Raw genomic sequence first — 23,612 nt, forward strand, 5'->3', positions numbered from 1 at the left:
CCACACTCATTCACGATACGTGCCCGAGCGTTCCCGCGCCGCCCCACCGGCGACCGGAGCCCCCTCGGGCAGCTTTCCCCTTTCCGCCGGGCTCCCAACGCCCGTGATCCGACCGTGAGTTCGACGTGGCAGCCCCGGACGTACCCGTCCGGTCACCTCAGTCGGTCGGCTTGAAGCTCTTGAAGGCGGTCTCGCGGAGCGTCTTGCACTCCTTCTCGTCCCACTTGTCGGCCGCGCAGGTGATCATGATCGCGTAGCCGTGCGAGTCGTCCACCTTGAAGCCGCGGTTGAGCACCCGCACCTTCTTGCCGTCCTCCTCGCGGAGGAACTGCCAGTCGGCGACGGTCGGATAGTCCCGCCAGTCAACCGACTTCAGACTGAGCCGCTGGTACCCGTTGCTGCTCGCCCGGACGGAGGGCTCCAGCTGGCGCCAGGCGGAGGCGGCGTCCGACAGCGGGCGGGCGTTGAAGTCGATCTGGATCTTGGGCAGCCCGTCCGAACCGGCGTACCGGGCACCCGAGTTCTGGCCCGCTATGCCGACGTGCTCGAACCCGTCGGGCATCCCCAGGGCGAAGTGGAACCGGTTGTCCGTGACCTTCCGGTACGCCTCCGGCAGCTCTCCGCCGTCCCCCTTGTCCTCCTTCTCGTCCTTCTCCCCCTTGTCGTCCTTCTCGGGGGCGGGCTCGGCCGCGTCGTCGGAACCGGAGGCGTCCTCGTCCTTGCCGCCGTCGCCGGGGGCCTTCGCGTCGTCCCCCTTCCCGCTCGCGCCGGAGGGCTTCTCGCCGCCCGCGCCGCTCTCCTGCCGCGCGCTGCCGCCCTTGTCGTCACCGTCGGCCGTCGACAGCGCGACGGCACCGACCAGCACGCAGACGGCCACGACGACCGCGGCCGCGATCCCGACCGCCCTGCGCGGCAGCCCCGTCACAAAGGCGCGCACCGACTCGACGGCCGCCGCGCCACCCCCGGACGCTCCCGCACCGGAACCCTTGCCGGAGGCCGTCCCGCCCCCGGACGTCCCGGCGGCAGCCGCGGGCGCCTCGGCGGGCAGCCCGCCACTCACCGCGGCGGCACCGGCGCTCTTCCCCTTGCCCGCACCGGAAGCGGAACCCGAACCGGAACCCGAGGAAGCCGCCCCCGAAGCACCGGACTTGGCCCCCGAACCACCGGAGCCCGAACCGGAGCCCGAACCCGCGACAGCGGCGACCCCGGCCGCAGCGGCCCCCTTCTTCCCGCTCCGGGAGCCCCCGCTCTTGCCTGAACTCCCCTTCGCCGAGCCCCCCTTGGCCCCTGCCGACGAGGCACCGTCCCCCTCCGGCTCCGGCGGCACCGGCATGCTGCGGGTGGCGTCCGCCGGGGCCCCGGCGGCGTCGCCCGGCTTCTCCCCTGCGGCGACGGGGCGCAGCAGCGCCTGCGCGGCGGCCACGTCCAGCCGCTCGTCCGGGTCCTTGGCGAGCAGCCCGAAGATGACCTCGCGCAGCCCGCCGGCCCGTTCGGGCTCGGGGACGGGCTCGGTCATCACGGCCGTCAGCGTGGAGATCGCCGAGCCCTTGTCGTACGGCGGACGGCCCTCGACCGCCGCGAACAGCAGGCCACCGAGGGACCACAGGTCGGCGGGCGGGCCCGGCGGCTTGCCGCGCGCCCGCTCGGGCGAGATGTACGAGGGGGCGCCGACGAGCATGCCGGTGCTGGTGACGGAGGGGTCGCCCTCGACCTTCGCGATGCCGAAGTCGGTGAGGACGACCCGGCCGGTGCCGTCCTCCAGAAGCACGTTGGACGGCTTGACGTCCCGGTGGAGGATGCCCTCGCGGTGCGCGGCGCGCAGCACGTCGAGGATGGCGAGTCCGACCTCGGCCGCGCGCTGCGGCTCCAGCGGACCGTCCTCCCGTATCTGGTCGGCGAGGGAGCGGCCCTCGACGAGTTCCATGACGATCCAGGGGCGGCCGTCCTCGTCGACGACGTCGAAGACGGTGACGGCGCTGCCGCTGCGGATGCGGGCAATCGCCTTGGCCTCACGGAGCGTTCGCGTCACGAGGCGCTGCTTCTCGTCCTCGTCGACGCTCGCCGGGAAACGCAGTTCCTTCACCGCGACCGTGCGGCCGAGGATCTCGTCCTCCGCACGCCACACGGTGCCCATACCGCCGCGGCCGAGGACACCCCCGAGCCGATAGCGCTTCCCTACCAGCCGTCCTGCGTCCTCGCTCATGAATCCCCTTGTGTCCCCTCTGCGTCGAGCCCAAGCCGCCCTCGCAGAGCCTTCATTGTGGACTATGGCTCTGACAAGTCACGTACGGGGGCTCCACAGCTGCCCCACATCCGTGCCCGTGGTTACCGGGAGACACAGGGGTGCTCCCCCACCCCTCCCGATGCCCGTCGGTGCGGGCCCCCGGCGGTCCGCGACGGGACGCCGGACGGCTCCGCCCGGGACGCCCCACAGGGTCCCGGACGGAGCCGCTGTTCACAACTTGCCCACACTTCCGCCATGTTCAACGTCGAGCCGCGCACACACCGGCGCGCGCACCCGCACGCCGCGCCCCGGAAAGCCCGTCACGCGCCCGACACCGTCACAGACCTGTGACGAACGCGTCCGCACCGGACCGCGCATACCCCCGCACATCCGGCGCTACAGCGGAACGATGTCCTCCGCGCCCAGTCGTGCCGCGTCGGCCGTGAGGTCGTCGGGCTGCCGCTGCGACTCGCGCTCGGCCTCCACCCGCTTCTCGTAGTGCGCGACTTCGCGGTCCACCTGGTCCGCCGTCCAGCCGAGGACGCCCGCCATCAGCTCGGCGCACTCCCGCGCGCTCCGCGTGCCCCGGTCGAAGGTCTCGATGGAGATGCGCGTCCGCCGGGTCAGCACGTCGTCCAGGTGCCGGGCGCCCTCGTGGGTGCAGGCGTAGACGATCTCCGCCTTGAGGTAGTCGTCCGCCGCCGGCAGCGGCTCGCCGAGCTTCGGGTCCTCGGCGATCAGCTCCAGCAGCTCGTCGGCCAACGAGCCGTAGCGGCCCAGCAGATGCTCGACCCGCGCCACGTGCAGCCCGTTCCTGGCGGCGATCCGGGCCCGCGCGTTCCACATCGCCGGATACCCCTCGGCCCCCGCCAGCGGCACGTCCTCCGTGCAGCACTCGGCGACCCGGTGGTCCAGCCCGTGCACCGCCTCGTCGACGGCGTCCTTCGCCATCACCCGGTACGTCGTGTACTTGCCGCCCGCGATGACGACCAGACCGGGGACGGGATGCGCGACGGTGTGCTCCCGCGAGAGCTTGCTCGTCGCGTCCGACTCCCCCGCCAGCAGCGGCCGCAGACCCGCGTAGACGCCCTCGACGTCGTCCCGCGTCAGCGGCACCGCCAGCACCGAGTTGACGTGGTCGAGCAGGTAGTCGATGTCGGCGCTGGAGGCCGCCGGGTGCGCCTTGTCGAGCTCCCAGCTGGTGTCGGTCGTCCCGATGATCCAGTGCCTGCCCCACGGGATCACGAACAGCACGCTCTTCTCGGTGCGCAGGATCAGACCCGTGGTGGAGTTGATCCGGTCCCGCGGTACGACGAGGTGGATGCCCTTCGACGCCTTGACGTGGAACTGGCCGCGCTCCGCGATGAGTCCCTGGGTGTCGTCGGTCCACACGCCGGTGGCGTTGACGACCTGCTTCGCGCGCACCTCGAACCGGCCGCCCTGCTCCAGGTCCTCCACCTCGGCGCCGACGACCCGCTCCCCCTCACGGAGGAAGCCGACGACCCGCGCCCGGTTCGCCGCCTCGGCGCCGTAGCTGACGGCGGTCCGCACCAGCGTCGTGACGTACCGCGCGTCGTCCATCTGCGCGTCGTAGTACTGGAGCGCGCCGACCAGCGCGTCCTTGCGCAGACAGGGCGCGACGCGCAGGGCGTGCCGGCGCGAGAGGTGACGGTGCGTCGGCAGCCCGCGCCCGTGCCCGGACGAGACCGACATCGCGTCGTACATGGCCACGCCCGTGCCCGCGTACAGCCGCTCCCAGCCGCGGTGCTCCAGCGGGTAGAGGAACGGCACCGGACGCACCAGGTGCGGGGCCAGCCGCTGGAGCAGCAGCCCGCGCTCCTTCAACGCCTCGCGTACCAGCGCGAAGTCGAGCATCTCCAGGTAGCGCAGCCCACCGTGGATGAGCTTGCTGGACCGGCTGGAGGTGCCGGAGGCCCAGTCCCGCGCCTCCACGATTCCGGTGGACAGACCGCGCGTCGCCGCGTCCAGGGCGATGCCCGCGCCGACGACTCCGCCGCCGACGACCAGCACGTCCAGCTCGCGCTCGGCCATCCGGGCCAGCGCCTCGGCACGCTGCTCGGGTCCCAGTGTCGGTGTCCTCAACGCTGCCTCCTGCTCGGGGTGGTGTCGCTTGCTCGGATGTCCCGGCGCGGCCGCCGCGGCCCGGTGGCCGCCGGACGCTCCGTGGCCGTGCCCGCCGCCGCGCCCTCGCCGGTGTCCTGCTGCCCGTCCGTCGCCGGTGCCCTCGTCGTACCCGCTCCCCTGCCGATGGTCCCCCATTCCCGCGACTTTGGCCGTGCGTCGGCCCTGCCAGGGACGCAATACCGCATAACTGTCATATAGGCCCTTAACCTGAAATCGCGTCGCGCACAACTCGCGACGCCCACCGGGAGCACCGCTCTCGCCCCACCGGGCGCGCGGACGGGGCTTCCCGGGGGACGGGAGGCCGGGCCTCCCAGGTGACGCAGAGCGAAGCCCTCCTCGGTGCGCTAGGAGAAGGATGTCCGTCATGCCCGCAGATCTCACCGTGTACGGACTCGGTCATTCGGGTCTCCCGGTGGTGCAGGCAGCCGTGGCCGCCGGCATCAGCACCCTCGGGTACGACCCCGACGAGGAGACCGTCGCCGGGCTCAACGCGGGCCGCCCGCCGGCCGACGCCCCGCTGACCGCCGCCGAACTGCGCCGCATGCTCTCCCGCGGCTTCCGCGCCACCAGCGACCCGGCGCACCTCGGCCGCTCCCGCACCGCCGTGATCTGCGCGCCCACCCCGCTCGGCGCCGACCGCGCCCTCGACCTCGGCGCCGTACGCGCGGCGGCCCGCACCCTCGCCTCCCGGCTGCGCCCGCGTACGACGGTGATCCTCGAATCGACCGTCTACCCGGGCAGCACCGAGGACGTGCTCCGCCCGATCCTGGAGGACGGCTCCGGCCTGCGCGCCGGCCGCGACTTCCACCTCGCCTGCTCCCCCGCGCGCACCGACCCCGGCAGCCGCAGGTACGGCTACGCCAACACCCCGAAGGTCATCGGCGGCCTCACCCCCGCCTGCACCGAGGCGGCCGCGGCCTTCTACGGGCGGCTCACCGACAAGGTCGTCCGCGCCCGCGGCCCGCGCGAGGCCGAGACGACGAAGCTGCTGGAGATCAACTACCGGCAGGTCAACATCGCGCTGGTGAACGAGATGGCGGTCTTCTGCCACGACATCGGCGTCGACCTGTGGGACGTGATCCGCTGCGCCGAGACCAAACCGTTCGGCTTCCAGGCGTTCCGCCCAGGACCCGGCGTCGGCGGCCACGGCGAGCCCGTCGACCCCAACTACCTGGCGTACCGCAGCCGTTCGCTCGGCTACCCGCTGCGCATGGTCGAGGTCGCCCAGGAGGCCAACTCCCGGATGCCCCGCTACGTGGCCCAGCGCGCGGCCGCGCTGCTCAACGAGCACGGCAAGTCGGCGCGCGGCGCCCGCGTCCTGCTGCTCGGCGTCACCTACAAGCCGGACCTGGCCGACCAGCAGGGCGCCCCCGCCCGCGAGGTCGCCACCCGCCTCAAGGAACTGGGCGCCCAGCTCGGCTACCACGACCCCTACGTGATGCAGTGGCACGTCGCCGACCAGCCCGTGCCCCGCGCCGACTCGCTCTACGAGGCCGCCGCGGCCGCCGACCTGACCGTCCTCCTCCAGCACCACCGCACCTACGACCTGCAGGGTCTCGCCGCCAAGGCCCAGCTGCTGCTCGACACCCGCGGCGCCAGCCCCACGGGCGCGGCCCACCGGCTCTGACGGGCACCCGCACACGACGAGGGGCCCGCGGCGTACGCGAGAACGTACGCCGCGGGCCCCTCGTCCGCGTTTCCCGGTGGGCCGGGGGTCAGCGCGTGACGGTGACCTCGACGCGCTGGAACTCCTTGAGCTCCGAGTACCCCGTCGTGGCCATGGCCCGCCGCAGCGCGCCGAAGAAGTTCATCGAACCGTCGGGGGTGTGCGAGGGGCCGAGCAGGACCTCCTCGGTGGAGCCGACGACGCCCAGGTGCACGCGCTTGCCGCGCGGCACGTCGGCGTGCACGGCCTCCATGCCCCAGTGGTAGCCCTGCCCCGGCGCGTCCGTCGCCCGGGCGAGCGGCGAGCCCATCATCACGGCGTCCGCACCGCAGGCCACGGCCTTCGGCAGGTCGCCGGACCAGCCCACGCCGCCGTCCGCGATGACGTGCACGTACCGGCCGCCGGACTCGTCCATGTAGTCCCGGCGGGCCGCCGCGACATCGGCGACGGCGGTGGCCATCGGCACCTGGATGCCCAGCACGTTCCGCGTGGTGTGCGCGGCACCGCCGCCGAAGCCGACGAGGACACCCGCGGCACCGGTACGCATCAGGTGCAGCGCGGCGGTGTACGTGGCGCAGCCGCCGACGATCACCGGGACGTCCAGCTCGTAGATGAACTGCTTGAGGTTGAGCGGCTCGGCTGCACCGGAGACGTGCTCGGCCGAGACCGTCGTGCCGCGGATGACGAACAGGTCCACGCCCGCGTCGACGACGGCCTTGGAGAACTCGGCCGTCCGCTGCGGCGACAGCGCCGCCGCCGTGACGACACCGGCGTCCCGCACCTCACGGATGCGCTGGCCGATCAGCTCTTCCTTGATCGGCTCGGCGTAGAGCTCCTGCATCCGCCGGTTCGCCGTCTCGTCGTCCAGCTCGGCGATCTCCGCGAGCAGCGGCTCCGGGTCCTCGTACCGGGTCCACAGGCCCTCGAGGTTCAGCACGCCGAGTCCGCCCAGCTCACCGATCCGGATGGCGGTCTTCGGGGAGACGACGGAGTCCATGGGGGCCGCGAGGAACGGCAGGTCGAAGCGGTAGGCGTCGATCTGCCAGGCGATCGAGACCTCCTTCGGGTCGCGCGTACGGCGGCTGGGCACCACGGCGATGTCGTCGAAGGCGTACGCCCGCCGTCCGCGCTTGCCGCGCCCGATCTCGATCTCAGTCACGTGTGAAAGCCCTTCGCTGTGGTGTGCCGCTCCAGTATCGCCGACACGCCGGAGCCCGCGGCCGGGGGTCCGGCCGCGGGCTCCGACACGTCACCGCACCTGGCGGACGGGGTCCGGAATGCCAGGCGGTCGCTCAGCGCCGCGTGTAGTTGGGTGCCTCGGTGGTCATCTGGATGTCGTGCGGGTGGCTCTCCTTGAGCCCCGCCGAGGTGATCCGCACGAAGCGGCCGTTGTCCTTCATCTCGGGGACGGTCCGCCCGCCGACGTAGAACATCGACTGCTTCAGCCCGCCGACCAGCTGGTGCACCACCGCGGACACCGGACCACGGTAGGGCACCTGGCCCTCGACGCCCTCCGGGATGAGCTTGTCGTCGCCGCTGACCTGCTCCTGGAAGTAGCGGTCCTTGCTGTACGACTTCGCGCCGCCGCGCGTCTGCATCGCACCCAGCGAGCCCATGCCCCGGTACGACTTGTACTGCTTGCCGTTGATGAACAGCAGCTCACCGGGCGACTCCTCGCAGCCCGCGAGCAGGCTGCCGAGCATCACCGTGTCCGCACCGGCGACGAGCGCCTTGGCGATGTCGCCGCTGTACTGGAGACCGCCGTCGCCGATCACCGGAACCCCGGCGTCCTTGGCGGCCTGCGCGGCCTCGTAGATCGCCGTGACCTGCGGGACGCCGATACCGGCGACGACGCGGGTGGTGCAGATCGAGCCGGGGCCGACGCCGACCTTGATGCCGTCCACACCCGAGTCGACGAGCGCCTTGGCGCCGTCCCTGGTGGCGATGTTGCCGCCGATGACGTCGACGGCGGCGTTCGACTTGATCTTGGCGACCATGTCCCCGACGAGCTTCGAGTGCCCGTGCGCGGTGTCGACGACGATGAAGTCCACCCCGGCCTCGACCAGCGCCTGGGCCCGCTCGTACGCGTCGCCCGCGACACCGACGGCCGCGCCGACGAGCAGCCGGCCCTCGCTGTCCTTGGCGGCCAGCGGGTACTGCTCGGCCTTCACGAAGTCCTTGACCGTGATCAGACCCTTGATCACGCCGCTGTCGTCGACCAGCGGAAGCTTCTCGATCTTGTGCCGCCGCAGCAGCTCCATCGCGTCGTCCCGCGAGATCCCGACCTTGCCGGTGACCAGCGGCATCGGCGTCATGACCTCGCGCACCTGACGGCCGCGGTCCAGCTCGAAGGCCATGTCGCGGTTGGTGACGATGCCGAGCAGCTTGCCCGCGCCGTCGGTGACCGGCACGCCACTGATCCGGAACCGCCCGCACAGCTCGTCGGCCTCACGCAGCGTCGCGTCCGGACGGATGGTGATCGGGTCGGTGACCATCCCGGACTCGGACCGCTTCACGCGGTCGACCTGCGCGGCCTGGTCCTCGATCGAGCTGTTGCGGTGGAGCACACCGACGCCGCCCTGACGGGCCATGGCGATCGCCATGCGGGCTTCGGTGACCTTGTCCATGGCGGCCGACAGCAGCGGCACGTTCACACGGACGTTCCGCGAGATGTACGAGCTGGTGTCGATGTCCTGCGGTGCCATGTCCGACTCGCCGGGCAGCAGCAGCACATCGTCGTATGTCAGCCCGAGCATGGCGAATTTGGCGGGCAGTCCGTCTGCCCCGAGGCTGTCTGCTGTCATGACACCTTTCCAATGCTTGCCCTGGCGCGGACGTCCATGCTAACGGCCCGGAAAGACTGCTTCCGTATCAGCCGCCGGCCCCTACTGCTCGGCCAGCGCCCTGAGTCGACTCAACGCCCTGTGCTGAGCAACGCGCACGGCCCCCGGGGACATTCCGAGCATTTGCCCCGTCTCCTCCGCGGTCAGCCCGACGGCGACGCGCAGCAGCACCAGTTCACGCTGGTGCTCGGGAAGGTTGGCCAGAAGCTTCTTCGCCCACTCGGCGTCGCTGCTGAGCAGCGCACGCTCCTCGGGCCCCAGTGAGTCGTCGGGCCGCTCGGGCATCTCGTCCGAGGGGACGGCGGTGCTCCCGGGCCCGCGCATCGCGGCCCGCTGCAGGTCGGCGACCTTGTGCTGGGCGATGGCGACGACGAACGCCTCGAACGGCTTGCCCGTGTCCCGGTAGCGCGGCAGCGCGCACAGCACCGCGATGCAGACTTCCTGCGCGAGGTCGTCGACGAAGTGGCGGGCGTCACCGGGGAGACGGGTCAGACGGGTGCGGCAGTAGCGCAGCGCCAGCGGGTGCACATGCGCGAGGAGGTCGTGCGTGGCCTGCTCGTCGCCCTCGACGGCACGCTGCACGAGGGCGCTCACACTCGTCCTGCCCTCCTGCCCGTCGTCGCGCATCGGTCCATGGTGCACCGAGGTCCGACGATCCGCCGCACCACTCCCGTGGTTGTGCACCGAAGCGTTATGAGCAGGTGCACCGGTCCCCATGTCCCGTGCCCTCCCCTCACGCCTGACCGAACGGTCCCCGAGGAACTCCATACCTCAAGCATGCGGCACGCGTGAGATTAGTGTGCCCGTCGCCCGGTTCCGCCATCCCGCCCTCCCCACGGGATTCCCCGCGGCCCGCCCGCGTACGCGACGCGGTGATGACGGGCCCGAACGGCTTCCGCGAGCCGGAAGAGGGGCGGGCCGGGGAACGGGCGGGCAGCCGGCGGATGTGAGGTACCGGACGGACCGCCGTCAGCGGACGAGGCCCCAGCGGAAGCCGAGTGCGACGGCGTGCGCACGGTCCGAAGCGCCCAGCTTCTTGAACAGCCGCCGCGCGTGCGTCTTCACGGTGTCCTCGGAGAGGAACAGCTCGCGCCCGATCTCGGCGTTGGAACGGCCGTGGCTCATGCCCTCCAGCACCTGGATCTCGCGCGCCGTGAGCGTCGGGGCCGCGCCCATCTCGGCCGAACGCAGCCGCCGGGGGGCGAGCCGCCAGGTCGGGTCGGCCAGGGCCTGCGTGACGGTCGCGCGCAGCTCGGCCCGCGAGGCGTCCTTGTGGAGATAGCCGCGCGCGCCCGCGGCCACGGCCAGCGCGACCCCGTCGAGATCCTCGGCGACGGTCAGCATGATGATGCGCGCGCCCGGGTCGGCGGACAGCAGCCGCCGCACGGTCTCCACGCCTCCCAGGCCGGGCATCCGTACGTCCATCAGGATCAGGTCGGAACGGTCGGCACCCCAGCGGCGGAGAACTTCCTCGCCGTTGGCCGCCGTCGTCACACGCTCGACACCGGGCACGGTCGCGACCGCGCGGCGGAGCGCCTCTCGGGCAAGCGGGGAGTCGTCGCATACGAGGACGGAAGTCATGACCGCCCTCCGCAGCTGCTGCGCATCACCTTGAGCCTCCAGGCTGTTACAAGTCGTCACCTGGGCGATTGCGGGCTCCGGAGGCAGGGCTCCGAGCCGTTTCCGCCAACCGCCTACGCACTCTCAACGACGGTCACCCAAAAGAGTTACGGCTTTCAGCCGTCGCGATCGGCACTCTACGTGATTGGCCGTACACAGTTCAGCCACCTCGCGGGACTCGGTTTCACTACTCCCCACCTGTACCGATTTGCCCTATTTAGGTCGTATTAGCCGGAGAACCTTCCGTTTCGCTCCACATGTGACTAGATTCGCAATGAGTCATATTTACGTACGCATGACTCGTGAGCCTCAGCACGCCATCGAGAGGACGCGCAATGGCAGACTTCTCCCGCCTCCCGGGCCCCAACGCCGACCTGTGGGACTGGCAGCTGCTCGCTGCCTGCCGCGGCGTGGACAGCTCCCTCTTCTTCCACCCCGAGGGAGAGCGGGGAGCGGCCCGCAGCGCGCGCGAGGCGTCAGCGAAAGAGGTGTGCATGCGGTGCCCGGTCCGCGCCGAGTGCGCGGCACACGCACTGGCCGTACGGGAGCCGTACGGCGTATGGGGCGGCCTCACGGAGGACGAACGCGAGGAGCTCATGGGACGCGCGCGCAGCCGTCTGGTGACGGCCAAGAGCGCGTCGGGCGGATAGGCAGAAACGTTCACCCTGGAGGGCGCCGCCCCGGGTCCGGCCAACCGGCCGTATCCGGGGCGGCGTTCTGCGTGGGGCGTCCGGAGCTCCGGGCAAAGTCGTGGCCGGGATTTTCCGGTTGCCCCCAAGCTCCGCTTATGCTCGAAGCATGTTCGAGGCCCGCCATCTCCGTGTGCTCCGCGCCGTCGCGCAGAGCGGCTCCTTCGCCGCCGCCGCCCGCGAGCTCGGCTGTACCCAGCCCGCGGTCAGCCAGCAGATGAAGGCGTTGGAGCAGTCCGCGGGGACGCCGCTGGTGGTGCGTACCGGGCGGGCGCTGCGGCTCACGGAGGCCGGTGAGGCGCTGGTGCGGCACGCGGCCGGGATTCTGGCGGGGCTGACGGCGGCCGAGGACGAGGTCGCCGCGATCGCCGGGCTGCGCACCGGACGCGTCCGGCTCGTCTCCTTCCCCAGCGGCAGCTCCACGCTCGTGCCCACCGCCGTCGCCGCCATGCGCGCCGGGAGCCCCGGCACCCGGGTCTCGCTGGTGGAGGCGGAGCCGCCGCGGTCGGTGGACATGCTGCGCGAGGGCGAGTGCGAGATCGCGCTGGCCTTCCGCTACGACGCCTCGCCCGAGTGGGACGACCTGGTGGTCCGGCCGCTGCTCACCGACCGGCTCGTCGGACTCGTGCCGGAGGGGCACCCGTTCGCGGACGGCGGGGGTGACGAAGCGGGCGACGGGATCGGCATCGGCACGTTCGCCGGGGAGCCGTGGATCGCCGGGTGCCCGCGGTGCCGGCGGCATCTCGTCGAGGTGTGCGAGCGGGCCGGGTTCACGCCACGCATCGACTTCGCGACGGACGACTACCCGGCCGTCGTCGGGCTCGTCGGCGCCGGGCTCGGGGTGGCCGTCCTGCCCGAGCTGGCCGTGGAGTCGGTGCGGCCGAAGGGGACGCGGACGGTGCGGCTGGCGCCCGAGGTGCGGCGCGAGGTCGTCGCGCTGACGCTGCCCGACCTGGAGCGGGTGCCCGCGGTCGGGGCGATGCTGGGGCACCTGGAGTCGGCCGCGGGGCCCGGAGTTTCCTGAGCCGCGAGCTGCCGCCGGCGCACGGCCGGGGCTAGCGTGGAGGCATGCAGCTGGTCTCCGTGAACACCGGACCGTTACGGGATCCGGCGTACGCCGATGCCCGCACCGCGATCGACAAGCGGCCCGCGGGCGGGCCCGTCGCCGTCCGGGCCCCCGGCCCGAAGGGCGAGGGCGGCAGCGGGCTGGTGACGGACGCGATCGGGGACCGTCGCCGGCACGGCGGTGACGACCAGGCCGTGTACGCCTACGCCCGCGAGGACCTGGACGAATGGGAGCGGGCGCTGGGGCGGGAGTTGGCGCCCGGCCTCTTCGGCGAGAACCTCACCACCTCCGGAATCGACGTCAACGGCGCCCTCGTCGGGGAGCGTTGGCGGATCGGTGCCGACGTGCTGCTGGAGGTCACCTCGCCGCGGGTGCCCTGCCGGACCTTCGCGGGGCGGCTGGGCGAGCGCGGCTGGGTGAAGCGGTTCACCGCGGCGGCGCTGCCCGGCGCGTACCTGCGGGTGCTGGAGCCCGGCGAGGTACGCGCCGGGGACGCGATCGCCGTCGAGCACCGGCCCGGGCACGACGTCACCGTCGCGCTGGTCTTCCGCGCGGTGACGACCGAGCCGGGGCTGCTGCCCCGGGTCGCCGCCGCCGGGCGGGAGGCGTTGCATCCCGAGGTGTGGCGGAAGGTCGGCAACCGGACGAGCGGCTAGGGCTCCTCGCGTCGGTCCGGGTCGGGAGGGGGCGTGCGGCCCCGATACCGTGCCCCCCATGACGACTGCGTTGATCACAGGAGCGACCGCCGGTATCGGCGCCGCGTTCGCCCGGCGGCTGGCCCGCGACGGACACGATGTGGTGCTCGTCGCCCGGGACGCGGACCGGCTGCGGAAACAGGCGACGGAACTGCACGACCGGCACGGCATCGAGGCTCAGGTGCTCGCCGCCGACCTGGCCACGGACGCGGGCATCGAGGCCGTCGAGGACCGGCTGCGGGACCCGGCGCGGCCCGTCGAACTGCTGGTCAACAACGCCGGGTTCGGGCACAAGGGCACCTATCCGGACGTGCCGATGGACGAGGAGCTGAAGATGCTCAAGGTCCACTGCGAGGCCGTGCTCCGGCTGACCACGGCGGCCGCCCAGGTGATGCGCGAGCGCGGCCGGGGCGGCGTCGTGAACGTCTCCTCCGTCGCGGCCTTCGTGCCGCGCGGGACGTACGGGGCGAGCAAGTCCTGGGTCGTGCAGTTCACGCTGGGGGCCGCGCAGGAACTGGCGGGCACCGGCGTGCGGTTGATGGCGCTGTGCCCCGGGTTCGTGCGGACGGAGTTCCACTCGCGGGCCGAGATGGACACCGGCTCGATCCCGGGCTGGATGTGGCTCGACGCGGACAAGCTGGTGAACGCGGCGATGAAGGACCTGGCGCGCGGGCGGAACCTGTCCGTGCCTGACCCGCGCTACAAGGCACTGACCGGGGTCTCCAAGCTGGTGCCCTCGTCGCTCATCGCGCGGGCCTCGAACGGGGCGGGGCGGCGCTTCCGGGACTAGCGCGGCCAACCGCGGCCGCGCGGCGGGCTGTTCACGCACCCGCCCTCCGGAAAACCGAGAGGCCCGGCTCCCCCCGTGGGGGTGCCGGGCCTCTTCCGTGCCTGAGTGCCTCAGTGGGCGTGGCCGTGGCCGTGACCGGCGGCGGCCTCTTCCTCCTCGGCGGGCTTCTCGACGACCAGGGTCTCGGTCGTGAGCAGCAGCGAGGCGATGGAGGCGGCGTTCTCCAGCGCGGAGCGGGTCACCTTGACCGGGTCGATGACGCCGGCCTTGACCAGGTCGACGTACTCGCCGGTGGCCGCGTTGAAGCCGTGGCCGGCCTCCTGCTCCGCCACCTTCGAGGTGATGACGTAGCCCTCGAGGCCCGCGTTCTCGGCGATCCAGCGGAGCGGCTCGACGACCGCGCGGCGCACGACGGCGACACCGGTGGCCTCGTCGTCCTGCTTGCCGAGGGAGCCGTCGAGGACCTTGCCCGCGTGGACGAGCGCGGAGCCACCACCGGAGACGATGCCCTCCTCGACCGCGGCGCGGGTCGCGGAGATGGCGTCCTCCAGACGGTGCTTCTTCTCCTTGAGCTCGACCTCGGTCGCGGCACCGACGCGGATCACGCAGACACCGCCGGCGAGCTTGGCCAGACGCTCCTGGAGCTTCTCGCGGTCCCAGTCGGAGTCCGTGGCCTCGATCTCGGCCTTGATCTGCGCGACGCGGCCCTCGACCTCGTCGGCCTTGCCGGCACCGTCGACGATCGTGGTGTCGTCCTTGGTGATGGTGACGCGGCGGGCGGAGCCCAGCACGTCCAGACCGGCCTGGTCGAGCTTGAGGCCGACCTCCTCGGCGATGACGGTGGCGCCGGTGAGGGTCGCCATGTCCTGCAGCATCGCCTTGCGGCGGTCACCGAAGCCGGGGGCCTTGACCGCGGTGGCGTTGAAGGTGCCGCGGATCTTGTTCACCACGAGGGTGGAGAGCGCCTCGCCCTCGACGTCCTCGGCGATGATCAGCAGCGGCTTGGAGCCACCGGACTGCATGATCTTCTCGAGCAGCGGCAGCAGGTCCTGGATGGAGCTGATCTTGCCCTGGTGGATCAGGATGTACGGGTCGTCGAGGACGGCCTCCATACGCTCCTGGTCGGTCACCATGTACGGCGAGAGGTAGCCCTTGTCGAAGGCCATGCCCTCGGTGAAGTCCAGCTCCAGGCCGAAGGTCTGGGACTCCTCGACGGTGATGACACCGTCCTTGCCGACCTTGTCCATCGCCTCGGCGATGAGCTCGCCGACCTGCTTGTCCTGCGCGGACAGGGCGGCGACGGAGGCGATGTCCTCCTTGGAGTCGATCGGGCGGGCCGCGGAGAGCAGCTCGTCCGAGATCGCCTTGACCGCGGCGTCGATGCCCTTCTTCAGGGCGGCCGGGGAGGCGCCGGCGGCGACGTTCCGCAGGCCCTCCTTGACCAGGGCCTGGGCCAGCACGGTGGCGGTGGTGGTGCCGTCACCCGCGATGTCGTTGGTCTTGGTCGCCACCTCCTTCACCAGCTGGGCGCCGAGGTTCTCGTACGGGTCCTCGGCCTCGACCTCGCGGGCGATGGTCACGCCGTCGTTGGTGATGGTCGGGGCACCGAACTTCTTGTCGATGACCACGTTCCGGCCCTTGGGGCCGATGGTGACCTTGACGGTGTCGGCAAGGCTGTTGACGCCCCGCTCGAGGGCGCGACGGGCGTCCTCGTCAAACTTCAGGATCTTCGCCATGTGAGCGCTCAAGTCCTCTCAAACGAACCGCGCCCCGGCCCCGGCTGCTTGACAGATGCACAGCGGGAACGGGGCACGGAACAGAAGCAGATGTCTTCCGGCTTCGGTGACTTACTTCTCGACGATCGCGAGAACGTCGCGAGCCGAGAGGACGAGGTACTCCTCGCCGCTGTACTTCACCTCGGTGCCGCCGTACTTGCTGTACAGCACGATGTCGCCGACCTTGACGTCGAGCGGCAGACGCTGGCCGTCCTCGAACCGGCCCGGGCCCACGGCCAGGACGGTGCCCTCCTGGGGCTTCTCCTTGGCGGTGTCCGGGATGACCAGGCCGGAGGCCGTGGTCTCCTCGGCGTCGAGCGGCTGGACCACGATGCGGTCCTCGAGCGGCTTGATGGCAACCTTGGAACTGGCGGTCGTCACGATCCGACCTCCCCCTTCGGAGATCTCAATCCGTGGAACACGGGGTCTTATGTCTGGGGTGGCGACCTGGTAGATCCGTCGTCGCGGGTGCCGGATCTGCCCCGTCGCTAGGGTTGGCACTCCCACCTGGAGAGTGCCAGGGTCGACATTATGCCGCGGTTAGCACTCCGTCAACCAGAGTGCCAGTTCGCCGCGTCAGCCCCTCCGGTGACGGGCCCCTCGCCCGCCGGGAGCGGACCCGGGCGGGAACAATGGGCCGCGTGGATCTCGACGCGTTCTCCCGGCTGCTGACCGACGAGGGGCAGGCCCTGCTTGCCTCGCTGCACGACTACGACCCCGGTCAGGAGCTGGCCGTCGCCACCCGGCTGCGGCGCTCGCACGACGCCGGGCTGGTGACGGCCGCACTGGCCCAGGCCAGGCTGCGGCAGCGCGCGGTGGCGAAGTTCGGCGCCGAGGACGCGGCCCGGATGTACTTCACCCCGAACGGCGTCGAGCAGGCGACGCGGGCGAGCGTCGCCGCGTACCGCGCCGGACGGTTCGCGGACGGGCTGGGCGTACGGAGCCTGGCCGACCTGTGCTGCGGGATCGGCGGGGACGCGATCGCCCTGGCCCGCGCGGGAGTCCGGGTGCTGGCCGTCGACCGGGACCCGCTGACCTGCGCCGTGGCGGAGGCCAACGCGCGGGCGCTGGGCCTGGATTCGCTGATCGAGGTGCGCCGCGCCGAGGTCGCGGACGTCGACGTCACCGGGTACGACGCGGTGTTCGTGGATCCGGCGCGGCGGGGCGGGAAGGGCAGGGTCTTCGACCCCGAGGCGTACTCGCCGCCGCTGTCCTGGGCGGTCGGCGCCGCCCGGCTGACGCGCTGTGCGGCGCTGAAGGTGGCGCCCGGCATTCCGCACGAGGCGGTGCCGGAGGGCGCCGAGGCCGAGTGGGTCTCGGACGGCGGGGACGTGAAGGAGGCGGTGCTCTGGTTCGGCTCCGGCGCCACGGACGGGGCCGTGCGGGCGACGCTGCTGCCCGGGCCGCGGTCACTGGCCGGGCGCGGGCTGCCCGATCCGGAGCCCGGTCCCGTGGGGCGGTACCTGTACGAGCCGGACGGGGCGGTGATCCGGGCGCATCTGGTGGCGGAGGTCGCCGAGGAGCTCGGCGGGCGGCTGATCGACCCGACCATCGCGTACGTGACGGCCGACGAGCCGGGCAGCTCGCCGTTCGCGACCGGGTACGAGATCACCGATGTGCTGCCCTTCCACGTGAAGAAGCTGCGGGCACTGCTGCGGGAGCGCGAGGTCGGCGTCGTCACGGTGAAGAAGCGCGGTTCGGCCGTCGAGCCGGAGGAGCTGCGGAAGAAGCTCAAGCTGTCCGGGCCGCAGGCGTGCACCGTCTTCCTCACCCGCGTCGCGGGCGCCCCGTCGATGCTGCTGGGGCACCCGCTGCGGTGAGCGCGAGCGTCAGCCGCGGGTGAAGTCGCCGCGGGCCACGCGGTCCGCGAGCGGTTCGTCGCCGAGGGAGCCGTAGCCCGTCGCGGCCCAGAGGCTGTGCTCGGCCGGGACCTCGAAGTACGGGACGTCGCGGCCCTCGTGCTGTGCGGTGAGGACCGCGGGGGCCCGGCGCTCCGCGACGGCCGTGCGGCACTCGGCGCAGACGGCGACGTGCAGCGCGTCCCGGCGGCCGAGGGGGCGCCAGCGGATGCGGCGCTGGGCGCGGCCGTGCAGCGGGTGGAAGAAGCACAGCGGCAGTGGGCGGCGCTTCCTCGACGCGCGGGGCGCCCGGGCGAGCGCGTCGCGCCCCTCGGCGACCAGCGCGAGCACACCGGCGAGATCGGGGATACCGTCCGCGCGGTCGAGCACGCTGCCCGCCGCGGTGTACGCGTCGAGCGCCCGGCGCAGGGCCTCCGGATCGCCGCCGTCGCCCGTCTCCGCGGTGCTCAACTCCTCGCCGAAGGCGACCACTTCCTCCTGCGCGCGGCGCCGCACGCTCGCCTCGTCCGCCTCCCGCGCGGCCGCGAGCACGGCCCGGGGCGCGGCGAACGGCGCGGCCGCGGCCGACCTGCGGCGGCGCACCAGGAGGAACCCGGCGGTGCCGAGCACGGCGACGAGCGCGGCGCCCAGCGCGAGCGGCAGGGCCCAGCCGCTGCCCGCGTCCGGGCCGTCGTCGCGGCCGGTGCCGTCCTCCAGGTGGGCGGTGGCCTTGTCGTAGATCGCGTCGCCGTCGCCGGAGGCGATGTTGTCGACGGCGCGTTCGACGCGGGCGGCGAGCCGCTTGCCGCGCATGTCGGGCTGGTGGTCGACGGCGGCGACGGCGTCCAGCGCGTGGAACCTGTCGAACGGCCAGTCGTGGCCGGACAGGGCGTCGGCGCTGGTGTCGCTCATGGTGACGAAGGCGGCCTCCTCGCCGGACCCCGCCTTCCCGCCGAGGCGGTCGCGTACGGCCTCGGCGAGCTGGTCCGACTTGCCGCCCCACTCGTCGCCGGTGGCGAGCGGCACCAGGATCACCTTGATCGGCATCTTCGTCCGCTCGATCCGCTGCGCCAACTCCCGCTGCTCGGCGGGGCGTACGACGCTCTCGTACGCCGGGTCGACGTAGACCGGGGACTCGCGCAGCGCCTTCGCGATCCGCTCCCCCGGGCTCTCGGCGGGCGCCGCGACGGCCGCCGGGGCGGCGAGGCACCAGGCGAGGAGCGCCGCGAGCAGCAGCGTCAGCGCGCGGGACGCCGGGGCGGCCGGCGGGGACGTGCGGGGATCAGTGGACACCGGCGGCCTCCCGGACGCTGTTGACGACCTCGTCGATACCGAGGAACGCGCCGCCCTTGCCGGTCAGCGGCCCGGGAACGGCGTTGTACGGAACCGTCCTGCCCGCGCGCGCCGGGTCCGCGACCAGCAGCAGCCGGGTCTCGCCCAGCGTGCGGGCCGTGCCCGGGTCGTCGGCCAGGGCCGCGCACTCGGCGCACACCTGACGCCGCTGCCCCCGCCGCTTGCCCCGCGTACGCCGAACGTTCCGGGTGCCGGTGGCCGGGCCGTGCAGCGGGTCGACGCCGCAGAAGTACGGCGGGAGCGCGGCCTCGTCGGACGGCTTGGTGCTCAGGGCGGCGCGGGCGACGCGGAGGAGGGCGACGGCGGCGATGAGGGTGGGCTGGTCGGCGTCCTTGTCGACGGCGCCGTCGGCGTCGCGGTCGGCCAGCAGGGACGCCGCGTCGAGGCAGTCCCAGGCCCGCACCCGCGCGGCGTCCGGCAGGTGCTCGCCCTGCCGGTCGAACTCCTCGCGCAGCTCGGCGAGTTCACGCCGCGCGGTACGGCGCAGCGATCCGGCGCCGGGCGCCCGGGGCCCGCTCGGGGCGGCCGGGCCCCGCTTCTCCCCCGTCCCGGCGCGGGACCTGCGGACGCCCGCGGACACGGCCGCGACCAGCCCGCTGAGCGCCGCGGCCCAGGCCGCGCCCTCCCAGGCGGCGCTCGTCAGATCGCCGGAGAAGAGGGAGGGAACGTAGTTCTCCTCGTCCGGGGTCTCGGGCGGGAGGCCCAGGTAGGGCTCTCCCGGCGGGCCCGAACCGAGGGTGCCGAGCTCGTCGATCACGCCGTCGACCCGCGCGAACAGGCCGGAGGCGTCGCCGGTGCCGCCCTCCGCTTCCGCCTTCCTGGACTCCCGCTGGGCGTCGTCGAAGGCGGCGTCGTCGATCTTCTGGAGGCCCGAATCGTCCAGCCGGACGCCGAAGTTGACGATCTCGACGTGCGGCCGGCGCGGATCGGACAGGAGATACACGGCGCCGTCCCTGCCGCCGTCCTCGGCCAGCTGCCGGTGCAGACCGCGGGCGAACCACTCGACGGAGCCGCCCTCCGGATCGTCCGAGGCGGAGGGCACGACCACGACGCGGACCGGGACGCGGGACTTCTCCGCGTGCGCGGTCAGCGTGCGCAACTGGGCGCCGGAGAACGGGCGGGGCGACTCCGGATCGACGTAGACCGGGCTCTCCCGCAGCCCGGCCACCACCCGGTCGGTCCGCGCCCGCATGTCCTCCGCCGTCGGGGGCGGCGCTCCGGTGCCCCGCTTCTGGTCGAAGGCGGCGGAGGCGCCGAAGCCGATGGCGAGCGCCGAGGCCCCGGCGACGCCGACCAGCAGCAGCGGGTGCAGCACCCGGCGGCCGCGCCGTCGGACGCACCAGCCGAGGCCGACGACCAGCACCGGCACACCGCCGAGCAGCAGCCCCGTCAGCCTGCTCTGCTCCTCGCGCTCCCAGGCGGTGACGTAGGCGCGCTCGGGTTCGTTGCCGGAGTCGACGCCGTACTTCCGCTCCGCGCTCTCGGCGCGGGCCTCGGCACCGGCGGGGCCGAGCCGCAGGATGTCGACGAAGCGGGTCAGGTACTCCAACGACGTGGCGTCGTGCGGGGATTCGTAGAGCGCGGCGCGGCCGGCCTCCTCGTACGGCACGTCGACGCCGAAGGCGGCCGCCTCGGTCTGGTACCCGCGGTCGTTGAGCAGCAGGTAGAGGCCGTCCTTGCCGAGCCGGTCGTGCACGGCGGGCAGCAGATCGGTCTGGCCCGCCGTGACGCCGCTGGGCAGCACCATGACGTACGTGGGCACGCCCGTCCGCTTCGCCTGCTCGGCGAAGGCGGGGGCCGAGGAGCGCGGGGTGACGCGCGGGGCCTGGTCGGTGACGTAGACCGGGTTCTCGCGCAACCGCTCGGCCAGATAGGCGGTCTGGCTCTCGTCCGGGCCCGCGCCGGGCGCCGCGGTGGCGGCGCCCGAGGAGAGCAGGGTGAGGGCCGCGAGCAGCAGGGCCACGGCCGCGGTCACGCGGGCCGGGGCGCGGCGGAACCCGCCGCGCTGTGCGCCGGAACGGCTCATGACGTCTCCCCCGAGAACGGTGCTGCGCTGCTCGGCCCGTGACGGGCCCGCGCCGGTGGCTGTGGTGTCCGACCATCCTGCCCGGTGCCACTGACAGCGCGCGCCCCAGGGCCCGTTACGGGGCGGTGCGCGAGGCGTCAGACCTGTTCGAAGCGCCAGCGGTGCACGGGCCGCGCGATCAATTCCGCTTCCGGGTCGGGGAGTTCGGGCAGCTCGGCGTCGTAGGCCGCGTCCCACCAGGTGATGACGAGGACGCGGCCGCCGGGGGCCGAGAAGGTCTCGCGGCGCAGCGGCTTTGGTGCGAGCTCACAGGCGCGTGCCCAGTCGAGGAGCTCGGGGCCGCGGCCGGGGGCCGACTTGGCCTCCCACATCAGGGCGACGGTCATCAGGCGTAGAGGTTCTTCCTGCTCAGCTCGTGCACGTGGTCGTGATCGTGGGAGTGGCCGTGCCCGTGGCCGCCGTCCCAGCCGGGCTCCGCCGGGAGGTGCGGCTCGGTGACGGGCAGCGAGGAGTCGGCCGGAAGGTCCCAGGAGGACGCGTTCCGGTTCCGGGCCACCATCTCGGCGCCGAGCGCGGCGACCATCGCGCCGTTGTCGGTGCACAGCTTCGGGCGGGGGACGCGCAGCGTGATGCCCGCGTCCTCGCAGCGCCGCTCGGCCATCGCCCGCAGCCGCGAGTTGGCGGCGACGCCGCCGCCGATCATCAGGTGGTCCACGCCCTCGTCCCGGCAGGCGCGGACGGCCTTGCGGGTCAGCACGTCGGTCACCGCCTCCTGGAAGGACGCGGCGACGTCCCGCACCGGCACCTCCTCGCCCGCGTTCCGCTTCGCCTCGATCCAGCGGGCCACGGCCGTCTTCAGGCCGGAGAAGGAGAAGTCGTACGGCGCGTCCCGCGGCCCGGTGAGCCCGCGCGGGAAGGCGATGGCCTCCGGGTCGCCCTCGCGGGCGTACCGATCGATGACGGGGCCGCCGGGGAAGCCGAGGTTGAGGACCCGGGCGACCTTGTCGAACGCCTCGCCCGCCGCGTCGTCGATGGTGGAGCCCAGCGGCCGCACGTCGGCGGTGATGTCGGGCGCGAGCAGCAGCGAGGAGTGGCCGCCGGAGACCAGCAGGGCCATGGTCGGCTCGGGCAGCGCGCCGTGTTCGAGCTGGTCGACGCAGATGTGCGAGGCCAGGTGGTTCACGCCGTAGACCGGCTTGCCCAGCGCGTACGCGTACGCCTTCGCCGCGGAGACGCCGACGAGCAGCGCCCCGGCGAGCCCGGGGCCCGCGGTGACGGCGATCCCGTCGAGGTCGCGGGCGGAGACGCCGGCCTCGCGCAGGGCGCGGTCGATCGTGGGGACCATCGCCTCCAGGTGGGCGCGGCTCGCGATCTCGGGGACGACGCCGCCGAACCGGGCGTGCGCGTCGACGCTGGAGGCGACCGCGTCCGCGAGCAGGGTGTGCCCGCGCACGATACCGACGCCGGTCTCGTCGCAGGAGGTCTCGATGCCGAGAACGAGCGGCTCGTCGCGTGAGTCAGCCATGGGTGTGCGTTCCTTGAGCGGGGGGCGTGGAGAGGGACGTGGAGGAAGAGGACTCGGGGGTGCCGCCGTCGTCGAGTGCGCGGCGCATGACGAGCGCGTCGACGTTGCCCGGCTGGTAGTAGCCGCGGCGGACGCCGATCGCGCGGAAGCCGTAGCGCTCGTAGAGCCGCTTGGCCGGGGCGTTGTCGACGCGCACCTCCAGCAGCACCTCGTGGCAGCCGAACCGGACGGCGGCGGCGAGGAGTTCGTCCATCAGCCGTCCGGCGAGCCCGGTGCCGCGGTACGCGGGGAGGACGCCGATGGTCTGGATGTCGCCGGTGCCCGCGGTGGTGGCGAGCCCGCCGTACCCGGCGAGGCGCCCGTCCTCGGCCTCGGCGACGACGTAGCGGTGGGTGGCCGACGGGCCGCGGGTGCGGGCGAGTTCGGACCAGAACAGCCCCGCGGTCCAGGCGTCCTCGGGGAACAGCTCGTGTTCGAGCCCGAGCACCGCCTCGATGTCCCACCAGCGCATCTCGCGCAGCCGGGGCAGAGGGGGCGCCGGGGCACCGGACGGGGAGGTCACTTCGGGGTGACCACCTTGTAGTTGGCGGGCACCTGCGCGTCCGGGCGGCGGAGGTAGAGCGGACGCGGCGGCAGGAACCCGGCCGGGCCCTCGGCGGCGAGGGTCTCGGCGGCGAGCCGCGCGAGCGAGGTGGCCGACTGGTCGGCCGGGAGCTCCTCGCGCAGCCCCGTGAAGGTGTCCCGGTAGAGCACGGCGCCCGCGCCGACGGCGGGGACGCCGGCGACCTGCTCCGCGAGGTCGGCCGGCCGGTCGACGGCGGGCTCGCCCTCGCGGGTGCGGGAGTCGGCGTACCGCGCCCAGTACACCTCCTTGCGCCGGGCGTCCGTCGCGACGACGAACGGGGTGTCCAGACCGGAGGCGTACGCGATGCCGTCGAGGGTGCACAGTCCGTACACCGGGGTGCCGAGCGCGGCGCCGAAGGCTTCGGCCGTCGCCAGGCCCACGCGCAGCCCCGTGTAGGGGCCGGGGCCGACGCCGACGACGAAGGCGGAGACGTCGGCCAGCGCCCGGCCCGCCTCGGCGAGGACGCGGTCGACGGCCGGCAGCAGGAGTTCGCCGTGCCTGCGGGCGTCGTTCTGGTCCGAGGCGGCCAGGGTGCGGTCCGCGTCCGCGTCGTGCAGGGCGACGGTGACGGCGGGGGTTGCGGTGTCAAGAGCGAGCAGCAGCACGCCCCAAGCCTACGGGTGCTGCGCACCTCGCTGGGCTTGGGAGGTCTGCGCCGAGGCGCAGGGCCGGCAAGCGCAGCACCCCGGCGCGGGGTACGCATACCGGGAGGGAGTGCCCCAGCAGGTACGT

Annotated in this window: 20 protein-coding genes; 6 read left to right on the forward strand and 14 right to left on the reverse strand. The window is 73.1% G+C overall.

Annotated elements, in window-relative coordinates:
- Positions 1 to 157: 157 nt before the first annotated feature.
- A complete protein-coding gene (locus HCC30_RS06285) occupies positions 158 to 2,203 on the reverse strand; it encodes a serine/threonine-protein kinase (RefSeq protein WP_169441194.1) in 2,046 nt (681 codons plus the stop codon).
- Positions 2,204 to 2,620: 417 nt separating this feature from the next.
- Entirely contained in the window at positions 2,621 to 4,327 is a 1,707-nt protein-coding gene (locus HCC30_RS06290) for a glycerol-3-phosphate dehydrogenase/oxidase (RefSeq protein WP_169441196.1), read from the reverse strand.
- A gap of 406 nt (positions 4,328 to 4,733) precedes the next feature.
- On the opposite strand from HCC30_RS06290, the gene HCC30_RS06295 reads away from it, so the two are divergent.
- Positions 4,734 to 5,996, forward strand: a complete 1,263-nt coding sequence (locus HCC30_RS06295; protein WP_169441198.1) for a nucleotide sugar dehydrogenase — start codon at positions 4,734 to 4,736, stop codon at positions 5,994 to 5,996.
- 88 nt (positions 5,997 to 6,084) lie between these two features.
- Here the strand turns inward: HCC30_RS06295 and HCC30_RS06300 are convergent, their stop codons facing one another.
- From HCC30_RS06300 to HCC30_RS06315, 4 genes are all read right to left on the reverse strand, one after another.
- Positions 6,085 to 7,194 carry a GuaB3 family IMP dehydrogenase-related protein gene (locus HCC30_RS06300; RefSeq protein ID WP_169441200.1) on the reverse strand — a complete coding sequence of 370 codons (1,110 nt, stop codon included), beginning with the start codon at positions 7,192 to 7,194 and terminating at the stop codon, positions 6,085 to 6,087.
- A 133-nt stretch (positions 7,195 to 7,327) separates the two neighbouring features.
- Positions 7,328 to 8,839, reverse strand: coding sequence for an IMP dehydrogenase (gene guaB / locus HCC30_RS06305; protein WP_169441202.1), 1,512 nt, complete (start codon positions 8,837 to 8,839; stop codon positions 7,328 to 7,330).
- 81 nt (positions 8,840 to 8,920) lie between these two features.
- The gene (locus tag HCC30_RS06310; protein ID WP_277347949.1) at positions 8,921 to 9,505 is read right to left on the reverse strand and encodes a sigma-70 family RNA polymerase sigma factor; all 585 of its coding nucleotides are present in this window, start codon (positions 9,503 to 9,505) and stop codon (positions 8,921 to 8,923) included.
- A gap of 342 nt (positions 9,506 to 9,847) precedes the next feature.
- Positions 9,848 to 10,459 carry a response regulator transcription factor gene (locus HCC30_RS06315; protein WP_003948568.1) on the reverse strand — a complete coding sequence of 204 codons (612 nt, stop codon included), beginning with the start codon at positions 10,457 to 10,459 and terminating at the stop codon, positions 9,848 to 9,850.
- Between the two features lie 374 nt (positions 10,460 to 10,833).
- Between HCC30_RS06315 and HCC30_RS06320 the strand changes: the two genes are divergently transcribed.
- The 4 genes from HCC30_RS06320 (at position 10,834) to HCC30_RS06335 (ending at position 13,738) form a co-directional block, all read left to right on the forward strand.
- Positions 10,834 to 11,148, forward strand: a complete 315-nt coding sequence (locus tag HCC30_RS06320; RefSeq protein ID WP_169441207.1) for a WhiB family transcriptional regulator — start codon at positions 10,834 to 10,836, stop codon at positions 11,146 to 11,148.
- Positions 11,149 to 11,296: 148 nt separating this feature from the next.
- Positions 11,297 to 12,211: a LysR family transcriptional regulator gene (locus HCC30_RS06325; protein ID WP_169441210.1), complete on the forward strand. Its 915-nt coding sequence runs from the start codon at positions 11,297 to 11,299 to the stop codon at positions 12,209 to 12,211.
- A gap of 44 nt (positions 12,212 to 12,255) precedes the next feature.
- On the forward strand, positions 12,256 to 12,909 hold the full coding sequence (locus HCC30_RS06330; protein WP_169441212.1) for an MOSC domain-containing protein: 654 nt from the start codon (positions 12,256 to 12,258) through the stop codon (positions 12,907 to 12,909).
- Positions 12,910 to 12,967: 58 nt separating this feature from the next.
- A complete protein-coding gene (locus HCC30_RS06335) occupies positions 12,968 to 13,738 on the forward strand; it encodes an SDR family oxidoreductase (protein ID WP_169441214.1) in 771 nt (256 codons plus the stop codon).
- Between the two features lie 110 nt (positions 13,739 to 13,848).
- Here HCC30_RS06335 and groL read toward each other — a convergent pair whose 3' ends face one another.
- On the reverse strand, positions 13,849 to 15,474 hold the full coding sequence (gene groL, locus HCC30_RS06340) for a chaperonin GroEL (protein WP_169441216.1): 1,626 nt from the start codon (positions 15,472 to 15,474) through the stop codon (positions 13,849 to 13,851).
- Positions 15,475 to 15,585: 111 nt separating this feature from the next.
- Positions 15,586 to 15,894: a co-chaperone GroES gene (gene groES, locus HCC30_RS06345; protein ID WP_169441218.1), complete on the reverse strand. Its 309-nt coding sequence runs from the start codon at positions 15,892 to 15,894 to the stop codon at positions 15,586 to 15,588.
- Between the two features lie 251 nt (positions 15,895 to 16,145).
- Here groES and HCC30_RS06350 point away from each other — a divergent pair, with 251 nt between their 5' ends.
- Positions 16,146 to 17,333: a class I SAM-dependent methyltransferase gene (locus tag HCC30_RS06350; protein ID WP_169441220.1), complete on the forward strand. Its 1,188-nt coding sequence runs from the start codon at positions 16,146 to 16,148 to the stop codon at positions 17,331 to 17,333.
- Positions 17,334 to 17,342: 9 nt separating this feature from the next.
- Here the strand turns inward: HCC30_RS06350 and HCC30_RS06355 are convergent, their stop codons facing one another.
- The 6 genes from HCC30_RS06355 to tsaB all read right to left on the reverse strand — a co-directional run bounded on the left by HCC30_RS06355 (position 17,343) and on the right by tsaB (position 23,485).
- Positions 17,343 to 18,644: a hypothetical protein gene (locus tag HCC30_RS06355; RefSeq protein ID WP_169441222.1), complete on the reverse strand. Its 1,302-nt coding sequence runs from the start codon at positions 18,642 to 18,644 to the stop codon at positions 17,343 to 17,345.
- A complete protein-coding gene (locus HCC30_RS06360; protein WP_169441224.1) occupies positions 18,634 to 20,730 on the reverse strand; it encodes a hypothetical protein in 2,097 nt (698 codons plus the stop codon). Before HCC30_RS06360 ends, HCC30_RS06355 begins: the two co-directional genes overlap by 11 nt.
- 137 nt (positions 20,731 to 20,867) lie before the next feature.
- Complete coding sequence (locus HCC30_RS06365; protein ID WP_169441227.1) at positions 20,868 to 21,116, reverse strand: hypothetical protein; 249 nt, start codon at positions 21,114 to 21,116, stop codon at positions 20,868 to 20,870.
- Positions 21,116 to 22,255, reverse strand: a complete 1,140-nt coding sequence (tsaD, locus tag HCC30_RS06370; RefSeq protein ID WP_169441229.1) for a tRNA (adenosine(37)-N6)-threonylcarbamoyltransferase complex transferase subunit TsaD — start codon at positions 22,253 to 22,255, stop codon at positions 21,116 to 21,118. Before tsaD ends, HCC30_RS06365 begins: the two co-directional genes overlap by 1 nt.
- Positions 22,248 to 22,766, reverse strand: coding sequence for a ribosomal protein S18-alanine N-acetyltransferase (gene rimI, locus HCC30_RS06375; RefSeq protein ID WP_169441430.1), 519 nt, complete (start codon positions 22,764 to 22,766; stop codon positions 22,248 to 22,250). Before rimI ends, tsaD begins: the two co-directional genes overlap by 8 nt.
- Positions 22,767 to 22,813: 47 nt before the next feature.
- Positions 22,814 to 23,485 (reverse strand): tRNA (adenosine(37)-N6)-threonylcarbamoyltransferase complex dimerization subunit type 1 TsaB, encoded by a 672-nt coding sequence (gene tsaB / locus HCC30_RS06380; RefSeq protein WP_169441231.1) that lies wholly within the window; start codon positions 23,483 to 23,485, stop codon positions 22,814 to 22,816.
- Positions 23,486 to 23,612: the final 127 nt, after the last annotated feature.

The organism is Streptomyces sp. HNM0574 (genome assembly GCF_012726235.1).
Lineage (GTDB): Bacteria > Actinomycetota > Actinomycetes > Streptomycetales > Streptomycetaceae > Streptomyces.

What these genes read in the sequence shown, in the direction of transcription:
- HCC30_RS06360 (WP_169441224.1), bottom strand. Translation starts at nt 20,730, where the DNA reads ATGAGCCGTTCCGGCGCACAGCGCGGCGGGTTCCGCCGCGCCCCGGCC.
- HCC30_RS06310 (WP_277347949.1), bottom strand. Translation starts at nt 9,505, where the DNA reads ATGCGCGACGACGGGCAGGAGGGCAGGACGAGTGTGAGCGCCCTCGTG.
- HCC30_RS06350 (WP_169441220.1), top strand. Translation starts at nt 16,146, where the DNA reads ATGGGCCGCGTGGATCTCGACGCGTTCTCCCGGCTGCTGACCGACGAG.
- HCC30_RS06320 (WP_169441207.1), top strand. Translation starts at nt 10,834, where the DNA reads ATGGCAGACTTCTCCCGCCTCCCGGGCCCCAACGCCGACCTGTGGGAC.
- guaB (WP_169441202.1), bottom strand. Translation starts at nt 8,839, where the DNA reads ATGACAGCAGACAGCCTCGGGGCAGACGGACTGCCCGCCAAATTCGCC.
- HCC30_RS06295 (WP_169441198.1), top strand. Translation starts at nt 4,734, where the DNA reads ATGCCCGCAGATCTCACCGTGTACGGACTCGGTCATTCGGGTCTCCCG.
- groL (WP_169441216.1), bottom strand. Translation starts at nt 15,474, where the DNA reads ATGGCGAAGATCCTGAAGTTTGACGAGGACGCCCGTCGCGCCCTCGAG.
- HCC30_RS06315 (WP_003948568.1), bottom strand. Translation starts at nt 10,459, where the DNA reads ATGACTTCCGTCCTCGTATGCGACGACTCCCCGCTTGCCCGAGAGGCG.
- rimI (WP_169441430.1), bottom strand. Translation starts at nt 22,766, where the DNA reads ATGCGCTGGTGGGACATCGAGGCGGTGCTCGGGCTCGAACACGAGCTG.
- HCC30_RS06335 (WP_169441214.1), top strand. Translation starts at nt 12,968, where the DNA reads ATGACGACTGCGTTGATCACAGGAGCGACCGCCGGTATCGGCGCCGCG.
- tsaD (WP_169441229.1), bottom strand. Translation starts at nt 22,255, where the DNA reads ATGGCTGACTCACGCGACGAGCCGCTCGTTCTCGGCATCGAGACCTCC.
- HCC30_RS06365 (WP_169441227.1), bottom strand. Translation starts at nt 21,116, where the DNA reads ATGACCGTCGCCCTGATGTGGGAGGCCAAGTCGGCCCCCGGCCGCGGC.
- HCC30_RS06325 (WP_169441210.1), top strand. Translation starts at nt 11,297, where the DNA reads ATGTTCGAGGCCCGCCATCTCCGTGTGCTCCGCGCCGTCGCGCAGAGC.
- HCC30_RS06330 (WP_169441212.1), top strand. Translation starts at nt 12,256, where the DNA reads ATGCAGCTGGTCTCCGTGAACACCGGACCGTTACGGGATCCGGCGTAC.
- HCC30_RS06285 (WP_169441194.1), bottom strand. Translation starts at nt 2,203, where the DNA reads ATGAGCGAGGACGCAGGACGGCTGGTAGGGAAGCGCTATCGGCTCGGG.